The sequence below is a fragment of the uncultured Methanobrevibacter sp. genome (assembly GCF_900314615.1).
Taxonomy (GTDB): domain Archaea; phylum Methanobacteriota; class Methanobacteria; order Methanobacteriales; family Methanobacteriaceae; genus Methanocatella.
The window spans coordinates 31,796-50,863 of the sequence record NZ_OMWA01000022.1; the positions used below are offsets into that span (position 1 = coordinate 31,796).

Genomic DNA, 19,068 nt, shown 5'->3' on the forward strand with positions numbered 1-19,068 from the left:
TAAATATGATATAATGTTTATTAAAAATCGTTTAAATAATTTATTAAAAATTTTATGAAAAAATAAGTAAAAAAAGAAGAAGATTATCTTTTAGAGTTCATTTCTCTTATATCATCACGATAATAGAAACCTATAGTCAATATTATCAGCAATATTATAAATGAAATTCCAGTAACCTTATAGAAATCATCTTCATCAAAAATAATTTGTTTTACAACGGAATTCTGTTGGGATTCGGAATTTCCAGCATCACCGTTGCCGGCATCAGAAGCTGCTTCCGGTGAAGTGGTAGTTTGTGTATCATAGCTTTGGTCCACATTATTTACAGGATTATTTGTACTGCTGCTCGGATCGGTTCTATGACTTTGAGTGCTGTTACCTGTATTTTGACTGCTTGGTTGATTGGATGCACCGTTGCCGCTGTTTGAGTTTCCACCATTGCCGTTACCATTTCCCCCAATATCTTCATATGGAATGGACGGATAAACATAATCCAAAGTGACACCATTTATCGGTTTGAGAACCTGAGATTCACCGTCAAAGGTATTGTCTCTTCTGGAGTTGTCGACTGTCGCTTTAATCTTATCGCCGTCATTTGCATCAACAGTAAATACCCCTGCACCTCCACTGATTGTTACACTAACCTTTTCTCCATTGTTGGTTGTGTATGTAAGTGTTCTGTCAGGCAGTAAGCTTGCAACATTGCCGTTTGAATCTAAAAACAGTGCCTGGAACTGATTAGGACCAATTTGTGTAACTGTGAATTTGAGATTGTTTGATTTGATTTTAGGACATATTCCTGCAAAATCAGTATACCAGTTATCTCCCAATTCAAGTCTGCTTCCAGTATCCTGATAGTAAGTGTCTTTTGCTTCAACATCCATGTGGAGATTGCTGTAAAGAGCATTGTAACTAATTTCCTGGAAAACCGGTTTTACATAATTGTCAAAGAACTGTATACCATTCTCCCAATTTTCAGTGACTACATTGGACTGAATTGTATTGATTCCGACATGTGCAAGAGATATTCCGTTTCCCCTATTGGAGCTGATTTCATTTGATTTGATATTCAGATAGTTTCCGGCATTATTTACCAGAATACCGTCAGCTTCATTTTTGGAAATGGTATTTTTATTTATCTGAACATTTTTAGGTCCTTCTCCATAGTCAATGCCATTAACACTCTTTTTTAAAGTAATTCCATTCTTTTTATTGTTTGAAATGGTATTTCCATGGACGTATACCTTATCAGATTTTGCAAGCTCAATTCCGTCTGCACCATTGCTTTTAATGTTATTGTAGAAAATATATGTTGAAACAGTATCCCCAATAACAATACCAGATTTAGAGTTTTTGTTAATGTTGTTTTTAGTTATATTAAGATATACTGTTCCTGTTGCAACAATACCGTTGCCAGAAGTAGTTATATCATTGTTTATGATCCTTACATAGTCAGAATCAGTAACTACAATACCATTGCCATTACCCCGAATATTAAATCCATTAACAATACTATATGAAGCGGATTTACCTTTTATAGTGATTACAGGGCTTGTAGAAGTTGATTTTAATACAGTATTAACATTTGAAAGCAAACTCATGCGTTTGTTAATCACCAGATTAATATCTGAATAGACAGTTCCCATAAATAAAATAACATTTTTATCTTTTGCACCATCAATAATTTTCTGGATTTCTGAGTTGGACAATCCTGCATCAACCACACGGGTATTGTTTACAGTTATCGGAGTGGTTAAGGACGAAGATTGAAAATTAGAATTTCCATTAAATTTTGTTGTAATGTTGTAAGATCCGTCATTTAAGTTAATCTGAAGAGAAGCTATCCCATTGCCGTTTGTGGTTTTACTGTAGGTATTTTTCAAAACAGTGAATGTTACTTTGGTATTTTTCAAAGTGTTACCATTCTCATCAGATAATTTAACTTTAAAGTAATCACCAATAACGTCAAAAGTAGTGTTGGATACAACTTCAATTTGGGTTTTGACGGGAGATTCCTTTAAGACATTGCTGTCAGCATCACTGACTGACAATACAGTATCATCGCTTTTGGCTGTTAAATCTTCAGCGGTTGAGTTATCGATTTCATGAGCAGCACTGAAATTCAGGCCGAATAAAACCAGCACAAGCAATACAACAATAAAAGCCTTTTTCGTTTTTTCACCCCCTATACCATCGATAATTAAGAATTAATTATTGACAATTAACCTTATGATATACATATTAGGTTTATTAATATATATTTTTGACTATTTTAACTTTAAAAATTGATATTTAAAAAATTAAAGAGAATTATTAAATTTAAAATTAAAATAAGAAAATTAGATTAAAAATTAAAAATAGAATATGAAATAAAGTATTATCGCAAAAAAATTAAAAAAAAATAATGAAATTACATTAAATCATGAATTTCATCTTTAATATAAATTATTACAATCACTAATGAAACAACAGCTAAAACTGCCATGACCAGAGAAGTCTGTCCGAATGCTGCAACAGAAACTGCATTACGGGCCACATTTCCTCCAGCAAATATTGCCATTAAAACTACTGCAAGAGCAGAACCGATTGCACCGATAATCTGTCTGACTGTGTTGTTGATTGCGGTTGCATCTTCCACATCACCGGAAACTACTGCAATAGTCCATGTTACAGCAGGCATCAATCCTAAACCTGCACCGACAGCACGTACTATTTGTGTTGCAATCATATATTCAACGCTGCTGTCAACCCTGTAAGTCATCATCAGAAGGTAACCGACGATAGTGAAAATACATGATAAAACCAGTACTTTTCTCACACCGATTTTATTGGCCATCAGAGGACCTACAAAGTTAAATACAATCATCACCAAGGTTGCTGGAAGCAGAACCAAACCTGATACTGTTGCTGAATGATATGCTACGTTTTGAACAAACAAAGGCATGATAACATTCAATCCACACATGGTGAAGTAAAGCAATGCGGAAAATAATGTTCCGAAAAAGAAATACTTATTTTTTAAAGCTTTCAAGTCAAGAAGTGGAGTTTCAATTCCGAATTGTCTTTTAACAAAGAGCACCAATGAAACTGCACCGATAACAATAGGTAGTATTACCCAAATTAAATCAAAGCCGTTTTCTGCAATGTTTGAAAATCCGAGCATTATTCCCACACATGCAAGCACACATAATACCAATGAAGATGCATCCAGCGGATACGGACCTGTTTCAAATTCAAGTTTAACAACTACTAAAGCTATTACTATCAGAACTGCTATTGCAGCTGCAAAAATCAAAAAGATTGATCTCCATCCCACATAATCTATAATCAGACCTCCTGCGGTTGGAGCAATAGCCGGAGCTATTCCAATGATAAATCCGAATAAACCCATATAAATTTGCCATTTTTCTTCAGGAATTACTTTAAAAAGTACAATTTGAGTTATAGGAAGTAAAATTCCAGAACCTACAGCCTGAATCACACGGGCCAGAATCAATGCTTCAATATTAGGAGCAATAAAAGCTATCAGAGATCCTATTAAAAACAATGACAGTGACGCCAGCAAAATTGTCTTAACTTTAAATCTGCGTGTGAAAAATGCAGACAATGGAATCATAACACCCAAAACAAGTAAAAATGAAGAATAAATCCATTGTGCGGTTGTTGAAGATATGTTAAAATCGGCCATGATGCCTGAAATTCCAGTTGTAACAACACTTTGAGCAGCACTTAATATTGCCGCTGCAACAATGAATACTATTAACGTTGACATTCCCCTATCTAAATTCTCATTCATAAATATACACTCTAATAATTATTTAAAAATATATTATGCAAAAAAAGTATATAAAATTAATTTATATGATTTTTATTTAAAAATTTAATTAAAAAAATGAATAAAATTATAAAAAAATAGGACGGAGGTAAATAAATATTGCCTCTTGAAAAATTCATCTAAAAAATATTAGTTAAAAAAAGAGATATGGACATAAAAAATCATATATAAAAATCAATTTTCATCATTGGAATCCATAATATCCAAAAGCCCCAAATCAAAAATCAGCCTTCTTAAATGTCTTTCTGAATAAGTAACTCCAAATTCCTTTTGAATTTCTTCTTTAATTTCAGAAACACTGGACAAGCCTTTTGAAACAATATTTTCCTTTAAAATATTAAACTGATAATCAGACAGTTTGGAAACTCTTCCGGAATTACCTTTTCTAAATAGACTGTCCAAACCTTCCTCATTCCAGCTTTTTAACCATTTATACCCTGTTTGAGGAGTTTTTCCATGCTTTTTAATAGAATCTTTTACAGTTTCATCCTGATATAAATCCTCTATAAAAGTAATTTTCTCATATAAAAGAACAAATTTCTCCAAATCCCTTTTTACTCTGCGTATTTTTGAAATAGGAATATCTTTATTAACATAGGCCTGCCTACTCATAAAGATATTTTTAAAATAAAATACTATAAAAATTTTTTGTCAAAAAAATTAAATGTTAATTAAAATAAGGCCAACCATGCAAACGAAAAAGCCCACGATTTGAGTGAATGAAACGTTTTCCTTATACAGCAGATATCCGACGATGAGAAGAACACATGCCAGACCGATATTTGCAACAACGCTTGCAGTACTTACCGCCCAGCCTGCACGATAAACAAAAACATAACCGACTTCAAGGCCAACTATAGCTATAGCTAGAATTATGGAAGTCCAGTTAATTCTGGACAGTTCAACTGTCACATTAGAAGGTCCGACCATAAAGGCAAAAATAACTGCTGAGATAACTGAAGCTGCAAAATAAGTAACCATCAATGCTCCAAAGGGATTTACATCACCAGGCATCGATTTCATGCAAATATTATAGAATGTATTTGCCAAAATAACCATTAAAATTGGCCAAATCAGGTTCCAGTTCAAAATTAACACCCAAAAAAATAAAAAAGAAGTGAAGTTAAACTTCACTATTTTGTTCCGTAAACTCTGTCACCTGCATCCCCAAGACCTGGCAGAATATATGCATTTTCGTTCAGTTCCCTGTCCACTGTTGCGCAGAATATTTTCACATCAGGATGATCATCCTCAATTGTTTTGATTCCTTTCGGAGCGGCAACAATACACAATAATTTAATTTTAGTTACCCCATCCTGTTTAAGACGTGAAATGGTTGCGGATGCACTTCCACCTGTTGCAAGCATAGGATCAATTACAAGGACTTCTCTTTTGTCAATTCCTTCTGGCATTTTATAGTAATATTCAACTGGTTCAAATGTTTCTTCGTCTCTGTAAAGTCCGATATGTCCTATTTTTGCATTTGGGATAACATTTAAGATTCCGTCAACCATACCCATTCCTGCCCTTAAGATTGGAACAATAGCATAGTTGTCTTCATTAAGCATTCCAGTATCCATCTCTTCAAGTGGAGTATGGATAGTGGTTTTTTCAAGTTTTGCATCCCACATTGCTTCATAGATCAAAATTGTGGAAATTTCAGTAACCAATTCCCTGAACTCTTTAGTTCCTGTATTAACATCCCTTAAAATTGCAAGTTTATGAGTTATTAACGGATGATTCAATTCAAATTCATTCATGTTTTTCCTCCGGCATACATAAATTAAGAATTACGCCAATAATAGCTGCAAGAGACATTCCTGAAATGGAAATGGATAAATCAGCATAAACAATGGATAATGCTGCTCCACCTAATCCTAAAACAAGCATTGTTGCAGCTACAACAACATTTTTGGTATTGTTAAAGTCAACTTGGTTGTTGATTAATATATCTGAATAAAGTTATAAAATACTTTTTATTTTTTAAAAAAAAATTAAATATGAATGATTATAAAAAAAACCATTCAAAAATGAACAATTTAAGCCCAATAATAGTCAGGATTGTTTATTTGTGGAATTCTTTCGGAAGTATTTTTAGCAACCCATCCTGCACCCATAGAAGAATATGTATTTTTCAGCTTGGATTTGGCACTGGAAGACAGAGAATACTTAAGCTTTACAATCAGACTGGAAGTATCATAGTTGTTGAACATTTTCTTCATATAGCTTACAGTCAGCCATTTTGTTGGAATGCTGTGACTTCCAAGATTATAATCTCCAGAAGGATTTCCTACAAGAACCTTTTTGCCGTCTGCGCTGATATCCAAAATGGCAACATAATGACTCCAGGTATGGAATACTAAAGCACATCCTCCTTTTTTAAGCTGATTAAGGGCTTTATCGAATGTGGATTTATAAAAGTAACTGCATTTGAAATTGCATTTCTCCAAACCTTTTTTCAGCTGTTTGCAAGTTGTTCCATAAATGTATGAGGATCCTGAAAGTTTTGCAATCTGTTTTTCACAGACGTAACTTTTCAGCACCTGAAAGCACATGCTTCCTGAAGTAGGTCCGCAGGTATAATCAGTATCCTGGATATCCCGAACATACGGATAAGAATATGATTTTCCTTTAAGTGAAACAGTAACAGAGCCCGGCCAGTAGTTATGCTTATTTTTCAGAACTATTTTTGTATTCACCGCACGTTCAATAACATTCCATTTCTCACGTGGAATAATATGATTTAAATTAGGTTCAGACTTTGTCTTGAAGAAAACGTATTTGCTCAGCTTATTTGTCAAGTATAAATACTGACTATCTCTTTTAATAACGTTTTGATAATGTGCTTTTAAAAGAGTGTATTTCCCATCTCCGTCAGCCATGACGTAGTTGCCCGGCATGACATCAATGTCCGGAGTGCCGTTGACAAGAGGAATTTTAGTTTTTTGAGGATTTTTAATGTTTCCATTAATACATTTGACAATTTTTGTGGCATTAGAAGAAATTATTGTGGAACTTCCTGCAAACTTAACTTTAATAGTATATTTGCCTGCCTTTACCTTTGGCTTGAAGATGATTATTCCTTCTGAATTTGTTGTTTTTGTATATGATTTTGAACCTATAGTGATTTTAACTGCCTTATTGGAAACGGCAGATATAGTATCTCCTTTTAAATAAACCCTTAAAAATCCATTTGTTAAAAGCTTAGTGTTTCCGATGACCAGAGAAGTTACAGCCGGAACAGTCAGCGAAACAGTTTTTGAAACTGATTTATAATAGTCATTTCCTGCAAAATAAATTTTCATTGAATATACAGAATTTGGAGTTAAACTAATTTTAAGACCGGCCTTTCCCTGTGAATTTGTTTTTGCAGTGTATTTCTGACCGTTAACAGTGAATGTAACATCACCATCTTTAACAGCATTTCCATAGCTGTCCTTTAAATAAACATAGAAATATTTGTATTTAAAAACAGTAGTGTCAACTGGTGTGATGGATGATGGAAGCTTTAAAACGTTAATGTTAAATGTCTGACTAACACCAGAGTAATTGTCATTTCCAGCGTATATTACCTTTAATATGTAATTATCGGCTTTCAGATTTAAAACCAGACTTGCAGATCCTTTTTTGTTAGTCTTTAAACTGTAGTTTTGATTGTCAATATTTGCAGTTAAATCCTCACCGGCAATTGCAGTATTATTAGAATCCTTTAAAGATATGCTTACTGATTTACCAGTATAGACTTTTGAAGCACTTAGGGAAATTACAGGAGTGTCTTTTACCGGTTGTGCATCAGTTGAAATATGGTCAGTTGCATTGTCACTGGCTGAAACGGCAGCAAAACAAAATAAAGACAATGCAATGCAAATAATAAAAAATTTTATTTTTCCATTCAATTTTTCACCCAATTCTAATAAATATTATGAAAAATCAAATTATAAATAAGTATTGTAAAAAATAGTTTACACAATCAAATATAAAAAAATAATAAGACTGCTTAGAGCCTTATTTTAAATTATTATACAGTTAGTGTGGAATAACAAAAGGTTTGTTCTTGAAATATTAGTTAGTTAGTGTTATTTTCTTGCTTTTCCAACACGACGGGCAATAACCATTTCCCCGACAGAAATTAAACCTGCGAAGAATTTTTCCAAACCTCCGGTAGCCCAGATAGCTTCTCCGAATGTTGAATCCTTAATATTTTCTTCATACTGTTCAGGAGTAATCTTTTTACCGGTAGTTTTCTTGGACACCAGTGCAGATGCAGACATGAGCTCTTCCCATGTTACGCCTTTAAGCTGGTTTTGCATTGCTTTGTATAATTTTACAACTTTAATATCATAAAGTTCAGACAGCAGTTCTACAATGTCACATGCACGAACCATACCTACGACCTGATTGTCATCATTCAATACAGGCACTGTTACGAATTTGTTGTTTGCTGTTAAAATTACTGCAGTTCTTGCAGGATCATCTTCATGAACAGTTGAGATATCTTCGTATCCACTCATGATTTCTGAAATTTTATCATTTCCTTCCCTTAATCCTCTTGTAATGTCAAATGATGTTATCCATCCGACCAGCTGTTTGTTGTCATTTACAACAGGACATGTAAAACGTCTGATTTCTTCCATTACTTTTGAAACTTCGACAACACTGTCATCACAGTTCAAATATACAAAATTTTTATCCATTAATTCTTTTGCTTTCATAAACAAACCTCATTTTTATTCTATTTCTACTCTTTTTAGTGCTCCTACAGGACAATGACGTGTACATTCGATACATCGTATACATTTATCATCGTCCAGAACCACTTCACCATCCACTAATTCAATTGCACCGGTTGGGCAATTTTCTTCACAAAGATAACAGTTGACACATAAGTCATGACTTATATCAAGATTTCTGCTGTGAATAATAGGTCCTATGTACCTATCAAGTTCAATTGCATCCTTATTTTGAGATATTTCAACACATGCACTGCATCCGATGCACATTTTATCATTTACATGAGGATACAAAGTGTCTTCTTCCAAATCCATATCATTCTCATCAAAGAACTCTTTAAATTCCAATGTAAAGGCATTGGTCGGACATAGATTTGCACAGTCTTCCCAGTTGTTTTCCTGAGAACAATCAACTGAGATGCTATTCATCCTAACTACTCTATGAGAACAGCTGACGTTGGATAAGTTGTATTCAATGAAATCGTTTTCATCCTCATTATTATAAATAATTGAATTGTCAATTAATTTAATAGCTGAAACAGGACAAGTCTGAACACATATTTCACATTTAACACATTTATCTGTTATTTTAGCTATTCTGAAAATATTAGCTGGTTCAATTGCATTAACTGGACACTCTCCAACACAGGTGTTGCATCTCACACATCTTGGTGCTATAGCAATAATCTCTTCATCTGCCTTGAAATCATCAAGTTCAAACTGGAAATCATCACTGTCATCATCTAAATCAACAGATTTCAGGAGAACTTCGCGTTCCAAATTTTTCATCTGTTTTTCAAAAGACACATTCATATTATTACCAACTAACTGTTTTATTAAATAAATCTAAAAGGAATCCTCCAATTCTTTTAAAGAAGGGAATTTTTCCATACCAAATCCTTGAATAGCCCTGCTGGCCACCCAATTCGCAATTTTACAGGATTTTTCCAAATCATATCCTTTCAGATATGAATATAAAAATCCGCTATTAAAGCTGTCTCCAGCACCTGTGGTATCAACCACATCGCATTTGAATGCCTCAACATGACATTCTTCATTATTGTTAATAGCATAAACACCACTGGAACCCTGTTTAACTACTACGGTTTCAATTCCTAAATCCAGAAAAGCGATAACAAGTTCTTTAAGTGGCGCTTCATTATTATTACATAATAATCTTAATTCTGATTCATTGATAAGCAATATATTGGTTCTCTCCAATATAGGTTTTAAGGCATCAAATCCTTTTTGAACATACAGCATTCCAGGATCAAAGCTCAGTAGAGTTTCCTGGCTTAAAAGTTCCAAAAGGTCGATTTGCGCATTGAAGGAATCACCTACAAATGAAGTGTAATGCATTATTTTACATCTCATGATGTTTAACGGATTAATCTCACCGACTTTGATTTCATCGTTGACGCCGGGATCTATGTAAAGGCATCTCTCACCGTTACTGTCAACAAAACCCAGGCATTTTCCGGTAGAGCCTGTATCTGAGTAAATCAGGTTATTTGTATATACTCCATTTACAGCCAGATTATATTCTATCAAATCACCGTCTTCATCTTCGGCTATTTTTCCGATGATTGAAGTGTCAACCCCCAGTCTTGCAAGACCTACAATAGTATTGGCTGCAGACCCTCCAGGAGTGTCGGTTTGGCTTTTAATGAAGCTTTCCTCATCTGCTCCAACGATATTTTCTACAGAGTATAGCTTGTCGACATTCAATGCACCGAATCCTATTACTTCTGCATTCAAATCATTGTCAAATATTTCCATATTAAAACCCTAGTTTAAGATATCCAATAAGTTAATGTTTTTATCTCCCAGTTTTCCATCGAAATTACCTGCAGAGATTTTAACAACACCATCAAATTCCAAAGCAGCATCAATACCTGCTTTGATTGCTTTGTTCATTGCTTCTTCGCTGATTGCATTTACTACAATTTCAGGAATGTAATTTACACCTTCAGGAACCTTGGATTCATCACCCAATGATTCTTTAAGGGAAGGACAGTAAACGTGATTTGTGGTAGGTCCGATTTCAGGGTAATTTGTCTCAGGTTTGGAAGCTGCAGAACATACGTCAAATGGAGCTGTTGCTCCTTCAACACCCATTATAGCATCAATTACTGCATCGCCAGCTTCAATTACTGCTTCAGGAGTTTCACATAAATACCAGAAGTTTCCGCCCATAATTCCATCATTGATTTTGAATTTTTCTTCAATCTGGAAATCCGGAACCGCAATTGGAACGTTGATCATTTTTCTGCCGTATTCTTCAACAGTCCATTCATATCCGTCTCCGCAGTGACCCACAATATCCATCATTTCAATGTATTCTTCACTGTCACTGTCAGAATAGTCGAATATTCTTGTAAACGGCTTTACCAGTACGTCCTGACGCAGTCTGTAGGAAAGTTCAAATGCGAATTTTTCCACATCATCGCTGCCTAACCAGTACTGTACAACAGCACCGAATCTGCCGTCAGGTGTTTGGGATTCATCTAAAAATCCTTCCACACCACCTTCAACTCTTCCGATTACTGCACTTGGAGTTGAAGTGGAGTCGTATGCTGCCCTTTTAACTATTTTTTCAGTAGGACCTGTAATTAAAGCTCTTACGTATTTTCCTTCAAAAGCTTCAAAGAATGTATCATCTACTTTATCATAATTCATTTTATTACCTTCTTTTAACCTAAACCACCGATATCCTCGCCTCTGATATTATTTCTCATGTATTTGCTGGCTTTTAAGATATCGTCGAAATTATTTTCATCTATTATTTTAATTATAGGATAATTATTATCATCAAATACTTCAAAGAATTTCTCTTTGATTTTTAAGTCTATTTTATAGTCATCAAATAACTCTTCATAATTTTCACATGCATTATAATTCTCAATGAATTTTAAAACTTCAGATTTATCGTTTTGTGCATAGATATTTGCAACAACAGCAGTTGCCACCGCACTTGGGGACACAATTGCTATTTCAGCCACTTTAAGAGGATATTCATTTCCATTGAATGATATGCTGATGCCGCCATTGTCTCTTGCAAATGCCAAAGGTTCAACATCTGTAATGCTGTCTCCAATGTACCACATGTTATTAACATCAATATTGTCCCTTTCTATAATACAATCAATTGCAAGTTTCTTGCCCTGCCCGCCAACGACTTCAATATCTTTTATTTTATCATAAATGCTCATTTCAGCTATCTGCGAATAAAATATGTCATCAAACAGTTCATAGTCTTCAGGATTTTCAAGTATCAAATCTTTAAATTCCTGAATTTTTTCAATTTCATCATCATTTAGACTCAAGGCATCTACATCAACATCTGTGTAAAATGTATTTTCAAATGGAACTTCAAGATAATCAGAAACAGCTTCAATATATTGACCATAACTGGTACTAACTATATAAGTATTCATAGCTTCCTTCAAGTAACTTAAAAGCAATTTTGCATCTGCAACTGAATAGATATTGTTTTTTGAAAAATCAACCATATCCTTATTTTTAAGATTTTCACAAACAAAGAAAGGAAGAATGAATTTTAAAGTGTTGCCCACTTTATAATTTTCTTTCTTAACAATATCTGCCAAATAATCATCATATAAGCTTAGAACCTTAAATAATTCATCGCCGTCTTCTATAAATTTGGCTGCCATCTCAAAGGCATTGTCATTTAATGTCAAAGGACCTTCGCAGTCTGTAATGAATGATTTTTCAAACATCAAATCACCTGAAGTTAACAATTCTGATTGCATCAAGAGGACATATTGCCTCACAGTTTCTGCAGTAAATACATTTTTCACTGTCAAATTCTATTTTATCATCATCAGTTAATGTCAATGCTTCAACAGGACAATTTTTGGCACATATTGCACATGCCTGACATTTTTCACTAGACAGTGAAAAGTCACCAAGTCTTTGAGCAAAGAGATAAGACCTTGCATAGTATAAATCTGTGTCTTTGCTGTAGAAGTAATCATCATAAGCTCCGATTGCATCAAACTGACACTGTTCTACACATTTACCGCAATAAATACAGTTGTCATTGATTTTTATTGGATTTGGACCATCGGTTTCAATAGCTCCAACAGGACATACGTTTTTACAGTCACCGCATGCGACACATTTTTTGTCATATACTTCGATGTTTCTGTCCATCAGATAAGATCCGAATAGCTTTGTGAACTTGGACACTTCAATGTGAGAGTCAAGACTTATCTTCAGCTCACGTTCCATCATGTCATTGACTTTGCACTCTATGAAGTTTTCAAAGTTCTGGTCATTGAATTCGATTGCTATGGATTTTCCGACTTTTTCAAGGACTTTGTTTAAACTGATTAAATCCAAAGACAGACGTTTCATGTCATGATCTATGATTTCTGAAACGATATCGAATGATTTTATCTCACTGTACATTTTGTATGCTTTTTTACGTGAGGAATATTTGATTGCTGTTGAAGGACAGGAATGCATACACTCTTCACATCTTGCACAATATCCCGGATTGATATATGGAAGCTTGTTTGTTCTTGCAACATTGATTGCGCCCATTGAAGGACATACTCTTGTACATGTCATACATCCTATACATTTATCCTGATTAACGACAATTGCTTTTCCTCCCTTAACTGTTTTAGGAAGCAGCTGACCGTATTTAATCGCATCGGTCGGACATACTCTGAAACAGTATCCGCACCTGACGCAGGTATCCTTGTCGATTTCACTGTGAGGTTCATGTTTTCCGTCGGCCTTGATATGTATGGAACCGTTTTTACATGCCTGCACACATGCTCCGCATGCCTTACATAATTTTGTGTTGATGTTTGGAACGTTTTCCTTTTTAGGAGCGTCCATATGAACATCAAGAGTAATTGCATCATATGGGCAAGAATTACGACATAATACACAGCCGAAACAGGTATTTCTTAATTTTATAAGACCATCATCTTCATCCATATAGATTGCATCAATCGGACATGAATCAAGACAAGGCTTATCACTGCATTTTGCACATTTTGTCTGATCAACAAGATAATCGACATCAACATGCCTTAATGGCCTTGGTGTTTTAGTATAACTATCAATCATAACACTCACTCCATAAATAAATCCTCATTTAGATTTGATGCCTTTACAGTAGTATGTATAATCTTGTCGTCTTCCATTGAGAATTTAGCAATGAAATATTTAATTACTGAAAACGGACAGGTCTGATAACATATACTGCAACGTAAACATCTATCCTTATCTCTTACAATTGTATCGTTTTGTTCATCAAATGAAATGCATTGAGTCGGACAGTCAGGAATACACAGCTGACATTTTTCACATTTTGATTTGTCCCAGTCAATGATTCTTACCTTAAGCCTGTTGACTGCATTGGAAATTATCTCGAAAGCAACTTCATCATCAGGCATTATCTTCAATGCATCATCCCAGATTTCTGAAAGAGGAACCTCATACTGCAGGAGTCCGTCAGTATCCAGTGCTCTTAAATCTTCTTCCTTGTTGTTGATGAAATCTTCAAGATAATCTACGCATAAAACTATTAACTCTTTCTGGTCCTGTAAATTGTCAACAAATACTGCCTTCATAGCTCCGTTTACAGGACATACATCAACACATTCACCGCAGGAGATACATTTGAGCTGGTCTACAGCAACTTTATCGTTTACGAGTGAAATTGCATCGACAGGACATTTTTTCATACATTTCTTACATTTAATGCAGAGATAATCATCTACAATGTACTGTCTTTTTGATGGAATAATATTGAATTCAGGTAAAATATGATGGTTTACACCACATTCCAAGGTTTTAGGATCAGTAGGACAGACTTCAGCACAGAATCCGCAGCGAATACATGCTCCTAATTTAATTACAGGATATGTCAAACCTGCACCTTCTTCTGAGTCCTCATCACGGACCAGTTTGATTGCATTCGGTGAAGGACATGATACTGTACATGCACCGCATCCTATACAATATTCCTTATTTACTTTTGGAAAGTCCCTGAACCTTTCAGGTTTTTCTGAAATATCCGGCAGAGAATGTGCATTTGTAAATGCATCCGCCCATCTTTTTCTTGCAAACTCGTAGACATACCACATTAGAGATGACATTTTATTTCACCTCATAAAAGTCTTTGATTGCGGTTTTTCCAGCTTCATCAGTTATGGCAACCCTTTCGGCACATGCAACACAAGGATCGCATGATGCATAGGTTGCTACTGCATCTGCAACAGTCGGAACATCACGAATCATGTATTTTGCGCATGAGTCCATGTTTGCAATACTTGGAGTTCTGATTGAAATGTTTTTAATCAGATTTCCATTGGTTTCAATCATATAAGTTACTTCACCACGAGGAGCTTCATTTTGACGCATAGCATAACCAGATTTGATATTTGCAGGAGTACGAACTTCACCTTTTGGTATATTATCTATAGCTTGTCTAATAATTTTGATTGATTCAGGTATTTCATCAAATCTTGTCATTGTTCTTGCGTAATTGTCTCCTTCATGCCTTACAATAACGTTAAAGTCAAAGTAATCGTCATAAGTATAGTGACCTATACGGAAATCTTCTGTAATACCGGAAGCTCTTCCGATTGGACCTACTGCTCTTCCTTTAATTGCTTCTTTTTTAGACATGTATCCTATATCTTTGCATCTTAAAGCCAGAGCAGGACCTTCTGCAAACAGATTACGGGTAATGTCAAAAGTCTCTTCGATTTTTTCAAGGTTTTTAAGAATCGGTTCAAAGTGACGCTCATCAGCATCCATTCTCACCCCACCTACAACATTCCAACCCATATTAACCCTGTTTCCGGTTAACAGTTCAATTGAATCCATTGCATATTCCCTTAACTCCAGAACATGCATAAACAGAGTTTCATGATCCATTGATTTGAAGAATGTTGAATTTGCAAGCAGGTGACTTTGAATCCTGTCAAGTTCGTTTGCAATTACCCTTAGGAACTGGGCCCTTACAGGCACATCAACATCAGAAATCTTTTCAATAGTTTCAGCAAATGTCTGAGTGTGCTCATATGAACAGATACCGCAGACTCTTTCTGAAAGATAAATTCCTTTCTGCCAGGTTTTTCCTTCAATTATCTTTTCAATTCCCCTGTGAACATAACCGTATTCGATTTCTGCTTTAACAACTCTTTCCCCTTCAGTCTGAAGTTTTAATCTTATAGGTTCTTTTAAAGCAGGGTGAATTGGACCAATAGGCACTATCATTGTTGCTCCCTCCCTCTGTCAGCAATAGCTTGCGGTCCGACAGCCAAAATTGCCTCCAATATTTCATTAGGTCTTGGAGGACATCCCGGAATTTCTGCCGCAACCGGAATGAAATTGGATGCAGGTGCATTTACATGACCCCCTTCCTGATTGAATACATCTCCAGATATCGGGCAGTTTCCAACCGCTACTGCAATTTTTGGTTCAGGAGCCTTATCATATATTCTTTTTAAGTTATCTTTCCATTGTTCGGTTACAGCACCTGTTAACAACAGAACATCAGCTTCACGAGGATTATTGTGAACATAAATACCATACTGCTCTAAGTCGTATCTTGGAGATAACAATGCGACACATTCTACGTCACATCCGTTACATCCGCCACAATTTACGATACAGACGTGAATTGAGCTTTTTCTCACAACATCCCTTATAGCATTTAACATTGTACTCCCTCTTTTATTTTATAATTAAATATGAACATGATTAGTATTCGCTTCTTTTTTTAATAATTCAAATAATTCTAATTGACCTTCTTTTAAGGCATCTTCATAAGATTTACCATTTTTTACTTCTTCAACAAGTTTCATTTTAAGACTTTTAGCATCTTCCGGAGTTATTGCTTCAAGTGTACCGCTGAACCAGCATAATCTCAAATCGGCATTGAATTTCTGATAAAGGCAAATGTCTTCTGCTGATTTGAATGTTCCATGCATCGCTTCTAGAGTATCCATATTGAACAAATTAAAGAACACTTCCTCCAGTTCTTCTATAGTACAGTCAAAATCTTTGGAAAGCGGCACTATAACATCCCTCTGCCATGCAAAACTTTTTACGATTCTTGTCTGCATCAACCTTAATTTTTCTGCATCATCCATTCCAATCACATCATAGCGTTAAATTTCAATAATACATATGCAATTATTCCAATAACCAGACCTATTGCGGTTTCCTTTCTACCGTAACCAGGTCTTTCGCCCATTACAAATCCTGCAAGGAGAAAACCTACTGCAGATAAAATTATGTTTCCTGAACAAAATCCTAAAACCCAACCGACAATTGAAACTACTGTAAATGGAATATTGATTTTAGTCACTGCAACAAACGGTTCGCCATGCTGTTTGTAACTGTAAAGCAGCCCAAGAATGGATCCGACTGCAAATGTAATTATATAAATCATATAATCTAACATAATATCCCCTCTACATCGGTTTATAAAGTAATATAAATGAGCAAATTATTGCTATAAGTGTTATTACAAAACATATTTTCTCAATACTTTCAATCTTGTGTGCAAAATTGCCTTTGGCCAATAATACAAATATAGCCAGGACAACGCCAATAATCACTATCGGAGCTATGAGTGTTGAATGCAGGAATGTTGTCAAAAGTCCGACAACAATTATTCCGACAGCAACCAAAGCAGTGAAATAGACAATTACATCTTCGCTATTCATGCTACCACTCCTGTAAATATCATCAATACTGTTCCAAAGAAGCATATTGCTCCTATAGTAATTTGAGTCATGACTGAATGATTAGGACTGAAAAGCGGAGTTGCCGCATTGATAAATCCTGTGATGAATGTAATTGCAATCATTCCAATAAGATATCCGACAGCGTTGAGCGGACCGAAGAATATTGTTAAAAATACCCAAAGCATCACATACCATGCAATTGACTCTGAAAAGTGCATAAATCCTCTTAAAAGTCCAAAGTGCTCAGTTTCAAATCCTGAGATTAAAACTTTATCTTTTGTTATTGCAAATGGAGAGTAAGGGGATTTGGTAATAATCAGCATGAAAAACATCAGTGCTGCAAGCGGAATTGTGAATATTAAAGGACCATGTACTGACTGATATGTTATGATTTCTCCAATGTTCATTGTACCGGTAACAAGGTAAACAAACACGATTGCTGCAAACAGAGGAAGTTCAGTTGCCGCTGAAAGAACAGCCCTTACACAACTTAATTTACCGTATGGAGAACCTGAACTTGACCCTGAGTTATGCTCAACAATCTTGTAGACTGCATAAACACCGAATAATATTAATAATGAATCATGAGCTACAGGACCTGCAATAACACCGACAATCCAAATCAATGCTAAAATAAATGTAATTCCTACATAAAATACTTTTGAAACAGTTTTTGGAAATGCGGTTTCTTTAAAGAAGAATTTTAAAGAATGAATCAGATGCTGGACTATAGGTGGTCCCGGACGTTTCTGAACACGTGCCATTACTTTTCTGTGCAAACCTAGAAGAAGACTTCCCGCTAGAAATGCAATTACAACTTGAATTAATATTTCTGCCATCAAATTCATAATACCACTCTAATATCCAGTAAATGGTTCTTTGACCCTTTCTTCTGCATCTTCCGCTTTCGGTTTTGCCATTGTAAGCAAACCTAAAGATAAAACCCATGTTGGAATACCAAAGATAGCTACAGTATAAACAATCCATACATCAAAGTTTATGACTAAACATGCCAGAATAGCTATGGTTGATAAAACCAATAATATTATAGATATGATTTTTTGACTAGCCATGCTACCACTACCACAATACCAATAACAATATTTCAACAGCTCTTACAATAATAAACAATGAACTTAAGTGAATAATAACAATATATGGAGATCCCGCAGTTCTAAACATCTCTGCTTTACTTGCAAAGAACGGTGCCACTCCACTTTCACCTAAAATACCTATCAACATCAATACTGCACCGAATACAACCATCGGACTGGCAGGCATTTGTGACAGTACTGCCAGTGATAATGTTCCGGTAGACGCAAGAATTATTGCAGCTCCTCCGAATAAAGGCAGACTGCACATCATAGCGATTAAACCGTAGTTAAATGCTGAGTTTAATACGCTTGTCTGTTTAACAGCTGATACAATACCGATGTTTAAAATACCAACCAATGCCATGAAAAGGGTAAAGTTGAACAAATCTCCTGTAATCATGGCTCCAGCTGATGCCAAACCACAAATAATTGATAAAAATCTTCTTTGCTTTAATTCCTTTGGAGCAACTTTGACTTCCGTATTATTTAAATAATGCATTGTACCTTCAATTTGGGTTTCAGGTTTACTTAAAGCAATTAAAAGTGTAAACCCAAGCAATACCGCAAAGAGGAACAGGTTAAATGGTGTAAGATATAATACGATGTCTCCAAGTGGAATTGTTCCAAGTAAATCTCCGCCAAGTGTAACAAAATCCATCATATCA

The 19,068-nt window shown here is 35.0% G+C and carries 22 protein-coding genes; all 22 read right to left on the reverse strand.

Features of this window, described 5'->3' with window-relative positions; all coding sequences use genetic code 11:
- Nucleotides 1-83: 83 nt before the first annotated feature.
- Complete coding sequence (locus tag QZN33_RS08160; RefSeq protein WP_296790827.1) at nucleotides 84-2,144, reverse strand: right-handed parallel beta-helix repeat-containing protein; 2,061 nt, start codon at nucleotides 2,142-2,144, stop codon at nucleotides 84-86.
- A gap of 266 nt (nucleotides 2,145-2,410) precedes the next feature.
- Entirely contained in the window at nucleotides 2,411-3,796 is a 1,386-nt protein-coding gene (locus QZN33_RS08165) for an MFS transporter (protein WP_296790828.1), read from the reverse strand.
- Nucleotides 3,797-4,009: 213 nt separating this feature from the next.
- Nucleotides 4,010-4,447, reverse strand: a complete 438-nt coding sequence (locus tag QZN33_RS08170; RefSeq protein WP_296790830.1) for a helix-turn-helix domain-containing protein — start codon at nucleotides 4,445-4,447, stop codon at nucleotides 4,010-4,012.
- 48 nt (nucleotides 4,448-4,495) lie between these two features.
- Nucleotides 4,496-4,924, reverse strand: coding sequence for an EamA family transporter (locus tag QZN33_RS08175; RefSeq protein ID WP_296790832.1), 429 nt, complete (start codon nucleotides 4,922-4,924; stop codon nucleotides 4,496-4,498).
- Between the two features lie 44 nt (nucleotides 4,925-4,968).
- Nucleotides 4,969-5,595, reverse strand: a complete 627-nt coding sequence (gene upp, locus QZN33_RS08180) for a uracil phosphoribosyltransferase (RefSeq protein ID WP_296790834.1) — start codon at nucleotides 5,593-5,595, stop codon at nucleotides 4,969-4,971.
- Entirely contained in the window at nucleotides 5,588-5,725 is a 138-nt protein-coding gene (locus QZN33_RS08185; protein WP_296790837.1) for a hypothetical protein, read from the reverse strand. Before QZN33_RS08185 ends, upp begins: the two co-directional genes overlap by 8 nt.
- A 149-nt stretch (nucleotides 5,726-5,874) precedes the next feature.
- Entirely contained in the window at nucleotides 5,875-7,731 is a 1,857-nt protein-coding gene (locus tag QZN33_RS08190) for a hypothetical protein (protein ID WP_296790839.1), read from the reverse strand.
- Between the two features lie 180 nt (nucleotides 7,732-7,911).
- A complete protein-coding gene (locus tag QZN33_RS08195; protein WP_296790843.1) occupies nucleotides 7,912-8,547 on the reverse strand; it encodes an HPP family protein in 636 nt (211 codons plus the stop codon).
- 15 nt (nucleotides 8,548-8,562) lie between these two features.
- Nucleotides 8,563-9,378, reverse strand: a complete 816-nt coding sequence (locus tag QZN33_RS08200) for a 4Fe-4S binding protein (RefSeq protein WP_296790845.1) — start codon at nucleotides 9,376-9,378, stop codon at nucleotides 8,563-8,565.
- A 33-nt stretch (nucleotides 9,379-9,411) separates the two neighbouring features.
- Nucleotides 9,412-10,344 carry a carbohydrate kinase family protein gene (locus QZN33_RS08205; protein WP_296790847.1) on the reverse strand — a complete coding sequence of 311 codons (933 nt, stop codon included), beginning with the start codon at nucleotides 10,342-10,344 and terminating at the stop codon, nucleotides 9,412-9,414.
- Between the two features lie 9 nt (nucleotides 10,345-10,353).
- Nucleotides 10,354-11,244, reverse strand: coding sequence for a formylmethanofuran--tetrahydromethanopterin N-formyltransferase (locus QZN33_RS08210; protein WP_296790849.1), 891 nt, complete (start codon nucleotides 11,242-11,244; stop codon nucleotides 10,354-10,356).
- 14 nt (nucleotides 11,245-11,258) lie between these two features.
- Nucleotides 11,259-12,305, reverse strand: a complete 1,047-nt coding sequence (locus tag QZN33_RS08215) for a hypothetical protein (RefSeq protein ID WP_296790852.1) — start codon at nucleotides 12,303-12,305, stop codon at nucleotides 11,259-11,261.
- Nucleotides 12,306-12,309: 4 nt separating this feature from the next.
- Nucleotides 12,310-13,680, reverse strand: coding sequence for a 4Fe-4S binding protein (locus QZN33_RS08220; RefSeq protein WP_342764148.1), 1,371 nt, complete (start codon nucleotides 13,678-13,680; stop codon nucleotides 12,310-12,312).
- Nucleotides 13,677-14,705, reverse strand: a complete 1,029-nt coding sequence (locus QZN33_RS08225) for a 4Fe-4S binding protein (RefSeq protein ID WP_296790856.1) — start codon at nucleotides 14,703-14,705, stop codon at nucleotides 13,677-13,679. The genes QZN33_RS08220 and QZN33_RS08225 overlap by 4 nt, the downstream gene beginning before the upstream one ends.
- A 1-nt stretch (nucleotide 14,706) precedes the next feature.
- Nucleotides 14,707-15,831, reverse strand: a complete 1,125-nt coding sequence (locus tag QZN33_RS08230) for a nickel-dependent hydrogenase large subunit (protein WP_296790857.1) — start codon at nucleotides 15,829-15,831, stop codon at nucleotides 14,707-14,709.
- Entirely contained in the window at nucleotides 15,828-16,277 is a 450-nt protein-coding gene (locus QZN33_RS08235; protein ID WP_292740522.1) for an NADH-quinone oxidoreductase subunit B family protein, read from the reverse strand. Before QZN33_RS08235 ends, QZN33_RS08230 begins: the two co-directional genes overlap by 4 nt.
- A 24-nt stretch (nucleotides 16,278-16,301) precedes the next feature.
- The gene (locus QZN33_RS08240) at nucleotides 16,302-16,709 is read right to left on the reverse strand and encodes a DUF1959 family protein (RefSeq protein WP_296790860.1); all 408 of its coding nucleotides are present in this window, start codon (nucleotides 16,707-16,709) and stop codon (nucleotides 16,302-16,304) included.
- 5 nt (nucleotides 16,710-16,714) lie between these two features.
- Nucleotides 16,715-17,023: an energy-converting hydrogenase subunit EhaL family protein gene (locus QZN33_RS08245; RefSeq protein WP_296790862.1), complete on the reverse strand. Its 309-nt coding sequence runs from the start codon at nucleotides 17,021-17,023 to the stop codon at nucleotides 16,715-16,717.
- Between the two features lie 10 nt (nucleotides 17,024-17,033).
- Entirely contained in the window at nucleotides 17,034-17,288 is a 255-nt protein-coding gene (locus tag QZN33_RS08250) for a hypothetical protein (RefSeq protein WP_296790864.1), read from the reverse strand.
- Nucleotides 17,285-18,157, reverse strand: a complete 873-nt coding sequence (locus QZN33_RS08255) for a respiratory chain complex I subunit 1 family protein (protein ID WP_296790866.1) — start codon at nucleotides 18,155-18,157, stop codon at nucleotides 17,285-17,287. Before QZN33_RS08255 ends, QZN33_RS08250 begins: the two co-directional genes overlap by 4 nt.
- A gap of 9 nt (nucleotides 18,158-18,166) precedes the next feature.
- Nucleotides 18,167-18,382 carry a DUF788 domain-containing protein gene (locus QZN33_RS08260; RefSeq protein WP_296790868.1) on the reverse strand — a complete coding sequence of 72 codons (216 nt, stop codon included), beginning with the start codon at nucleotides 18,380-18,382 and terminating at the stop codon, nucleotides 18,167-18,169.
- Between the two features lie 7 nt (nucleotides 18,383-18,389).
- Entirely contained in the window at nucleotides 18,390-19,061 is a 672-nt protein-coding gene (locus QZN33_RS08265) for a hypothetical protein (protein ID WP_296790948.1), read from the reverse strand.
- Nucleotides 19,062-19,068: the final 7 nt, after the last annotated feature.

Bases quoted from the DNA above. Each gene is read 5' to 3' on its own strand.
- QZN33_RS08215 (WP_296790852.1), bottom strand. From the start codon at position 12,305: ATGTTTGAAAAATCATTCATTACAGACTGCGAAGGTCCTTTGACATTA.
- QZN33_RS08165 (WP_296790828.1), bottom strand. From the start codon at position 3,796: ATGAATGAGAATTTAGATAGGGGAATGTCAACGTTAATAGTATTCATT.
- QZN33_RS08255 (WP_296790866.1), bottom strand. From the start codon at position 18,157: ATGAATTTGATGGCAGAAATATTAATTCAAGTTGTAATTGCATTTCTA.
- QZN33_RS08230 (WP_296790857.1), bottom strand. From the start codon at position 15,831: ATGATAGTGCCTATTGGTCCAATTCACCCTGCTTTAAAAGAACCTATA.
- QZN33_RS08210 (WP_296790849.1), bottom strand. From the start codon at position 11,244: ATGAATTATGATAAAGTAGATGATACATTCTTTGAAGCTTTTGAAGGA.
- QZN33_RS08185 (WP_296790837.1), bottom strand. From the start codon at position 5,725: ATGCTTGTTTTAGGATTAGGTGGAGCAGCATTATCCATTGTTTATGCT.
- upp (WP_296790834.1), bottom strand. From the start codon at position 5,595: ATGAATGAATTTGAATTGAATCATCCGTTAATAACTCATAAACTTGCA.
- QZN33_RS08245 (WP_296790862.1), bottom strand. From the start codon at position 17,023: ATGTTAGATTATATGATTTATATAATTACATTTGCAGTCGGATCCATT.
- QZN33_RS08225 (WP_296790856.1), bottom strand. From the start codon at position 14,705: ATGTCATCTCTAATGTGGTATGTCTACGAGTTTGCAAGAAAAAGATGG.
- QZN33_RS08200 (WP_296790845.1), bottom strand. From the start codon at position 9,378: ATGAATGTGTCTTTTGAAAAACAGATGAAAAATTTGGAACGCGAAGTT.
- QZN33_RS08265 (WP_296790948.1), bottom strand. From the start codon at position 19,061: ATGGATTTTGTTACACTTGGCGGAGATTTACTTGGAACAATTCCACTT.
- QZN33_RS08205 (WP_296790847.1), bottom strand. From the start codon at position 10,344: ATGGAAATATTTGACAATGATTTGAATGCAGAAGTAATAGGATTCGGT.
- QZN33_RS08260 (WP_296790868.1), bottom strand. From the start codon at position 18,382: ATGGCTAGTCAAAAAATCATATCTATAATATTATTGGTTTTATCAACC.
- QZN33_RS08235 (WP_292740522.1), bottom strand. From the start codon at position 16,277: ATGTTAAATGCTATAAGGGATGTTGTGAGAAAAAGCTCAATTCACGTC.
- QZN33_RS08170 (WP_296790830.1), bottom strand. From the start codon at position 4,447: ATGAGTAGGCAGGCCTATGTTAATAAAGATATTCCTATTTCAAAAATA.
- QZN33_RS08240 (WP_296790860.1), bottom strand. From the start codon at position 16,709: ATGGATGATGCAGAAAAATTAAGGTTGATGCAGACAAGAATCGTAAAA.
- QZN33_RS08195 (WP_296790843.1), bottom strand. From the start codon at position 8,547: ATGAAAGCAAAAGAATTAATGGATAAAAATTTTGTATATTTGAACTGT.
- QZN33_RS08250 (WP_296790864.1), bottom strand. From the start codon at position 17,288: ATGAATAGCGAAGATGTAATTGTCTATTTCACTGCTTTGGTTGCTGTC.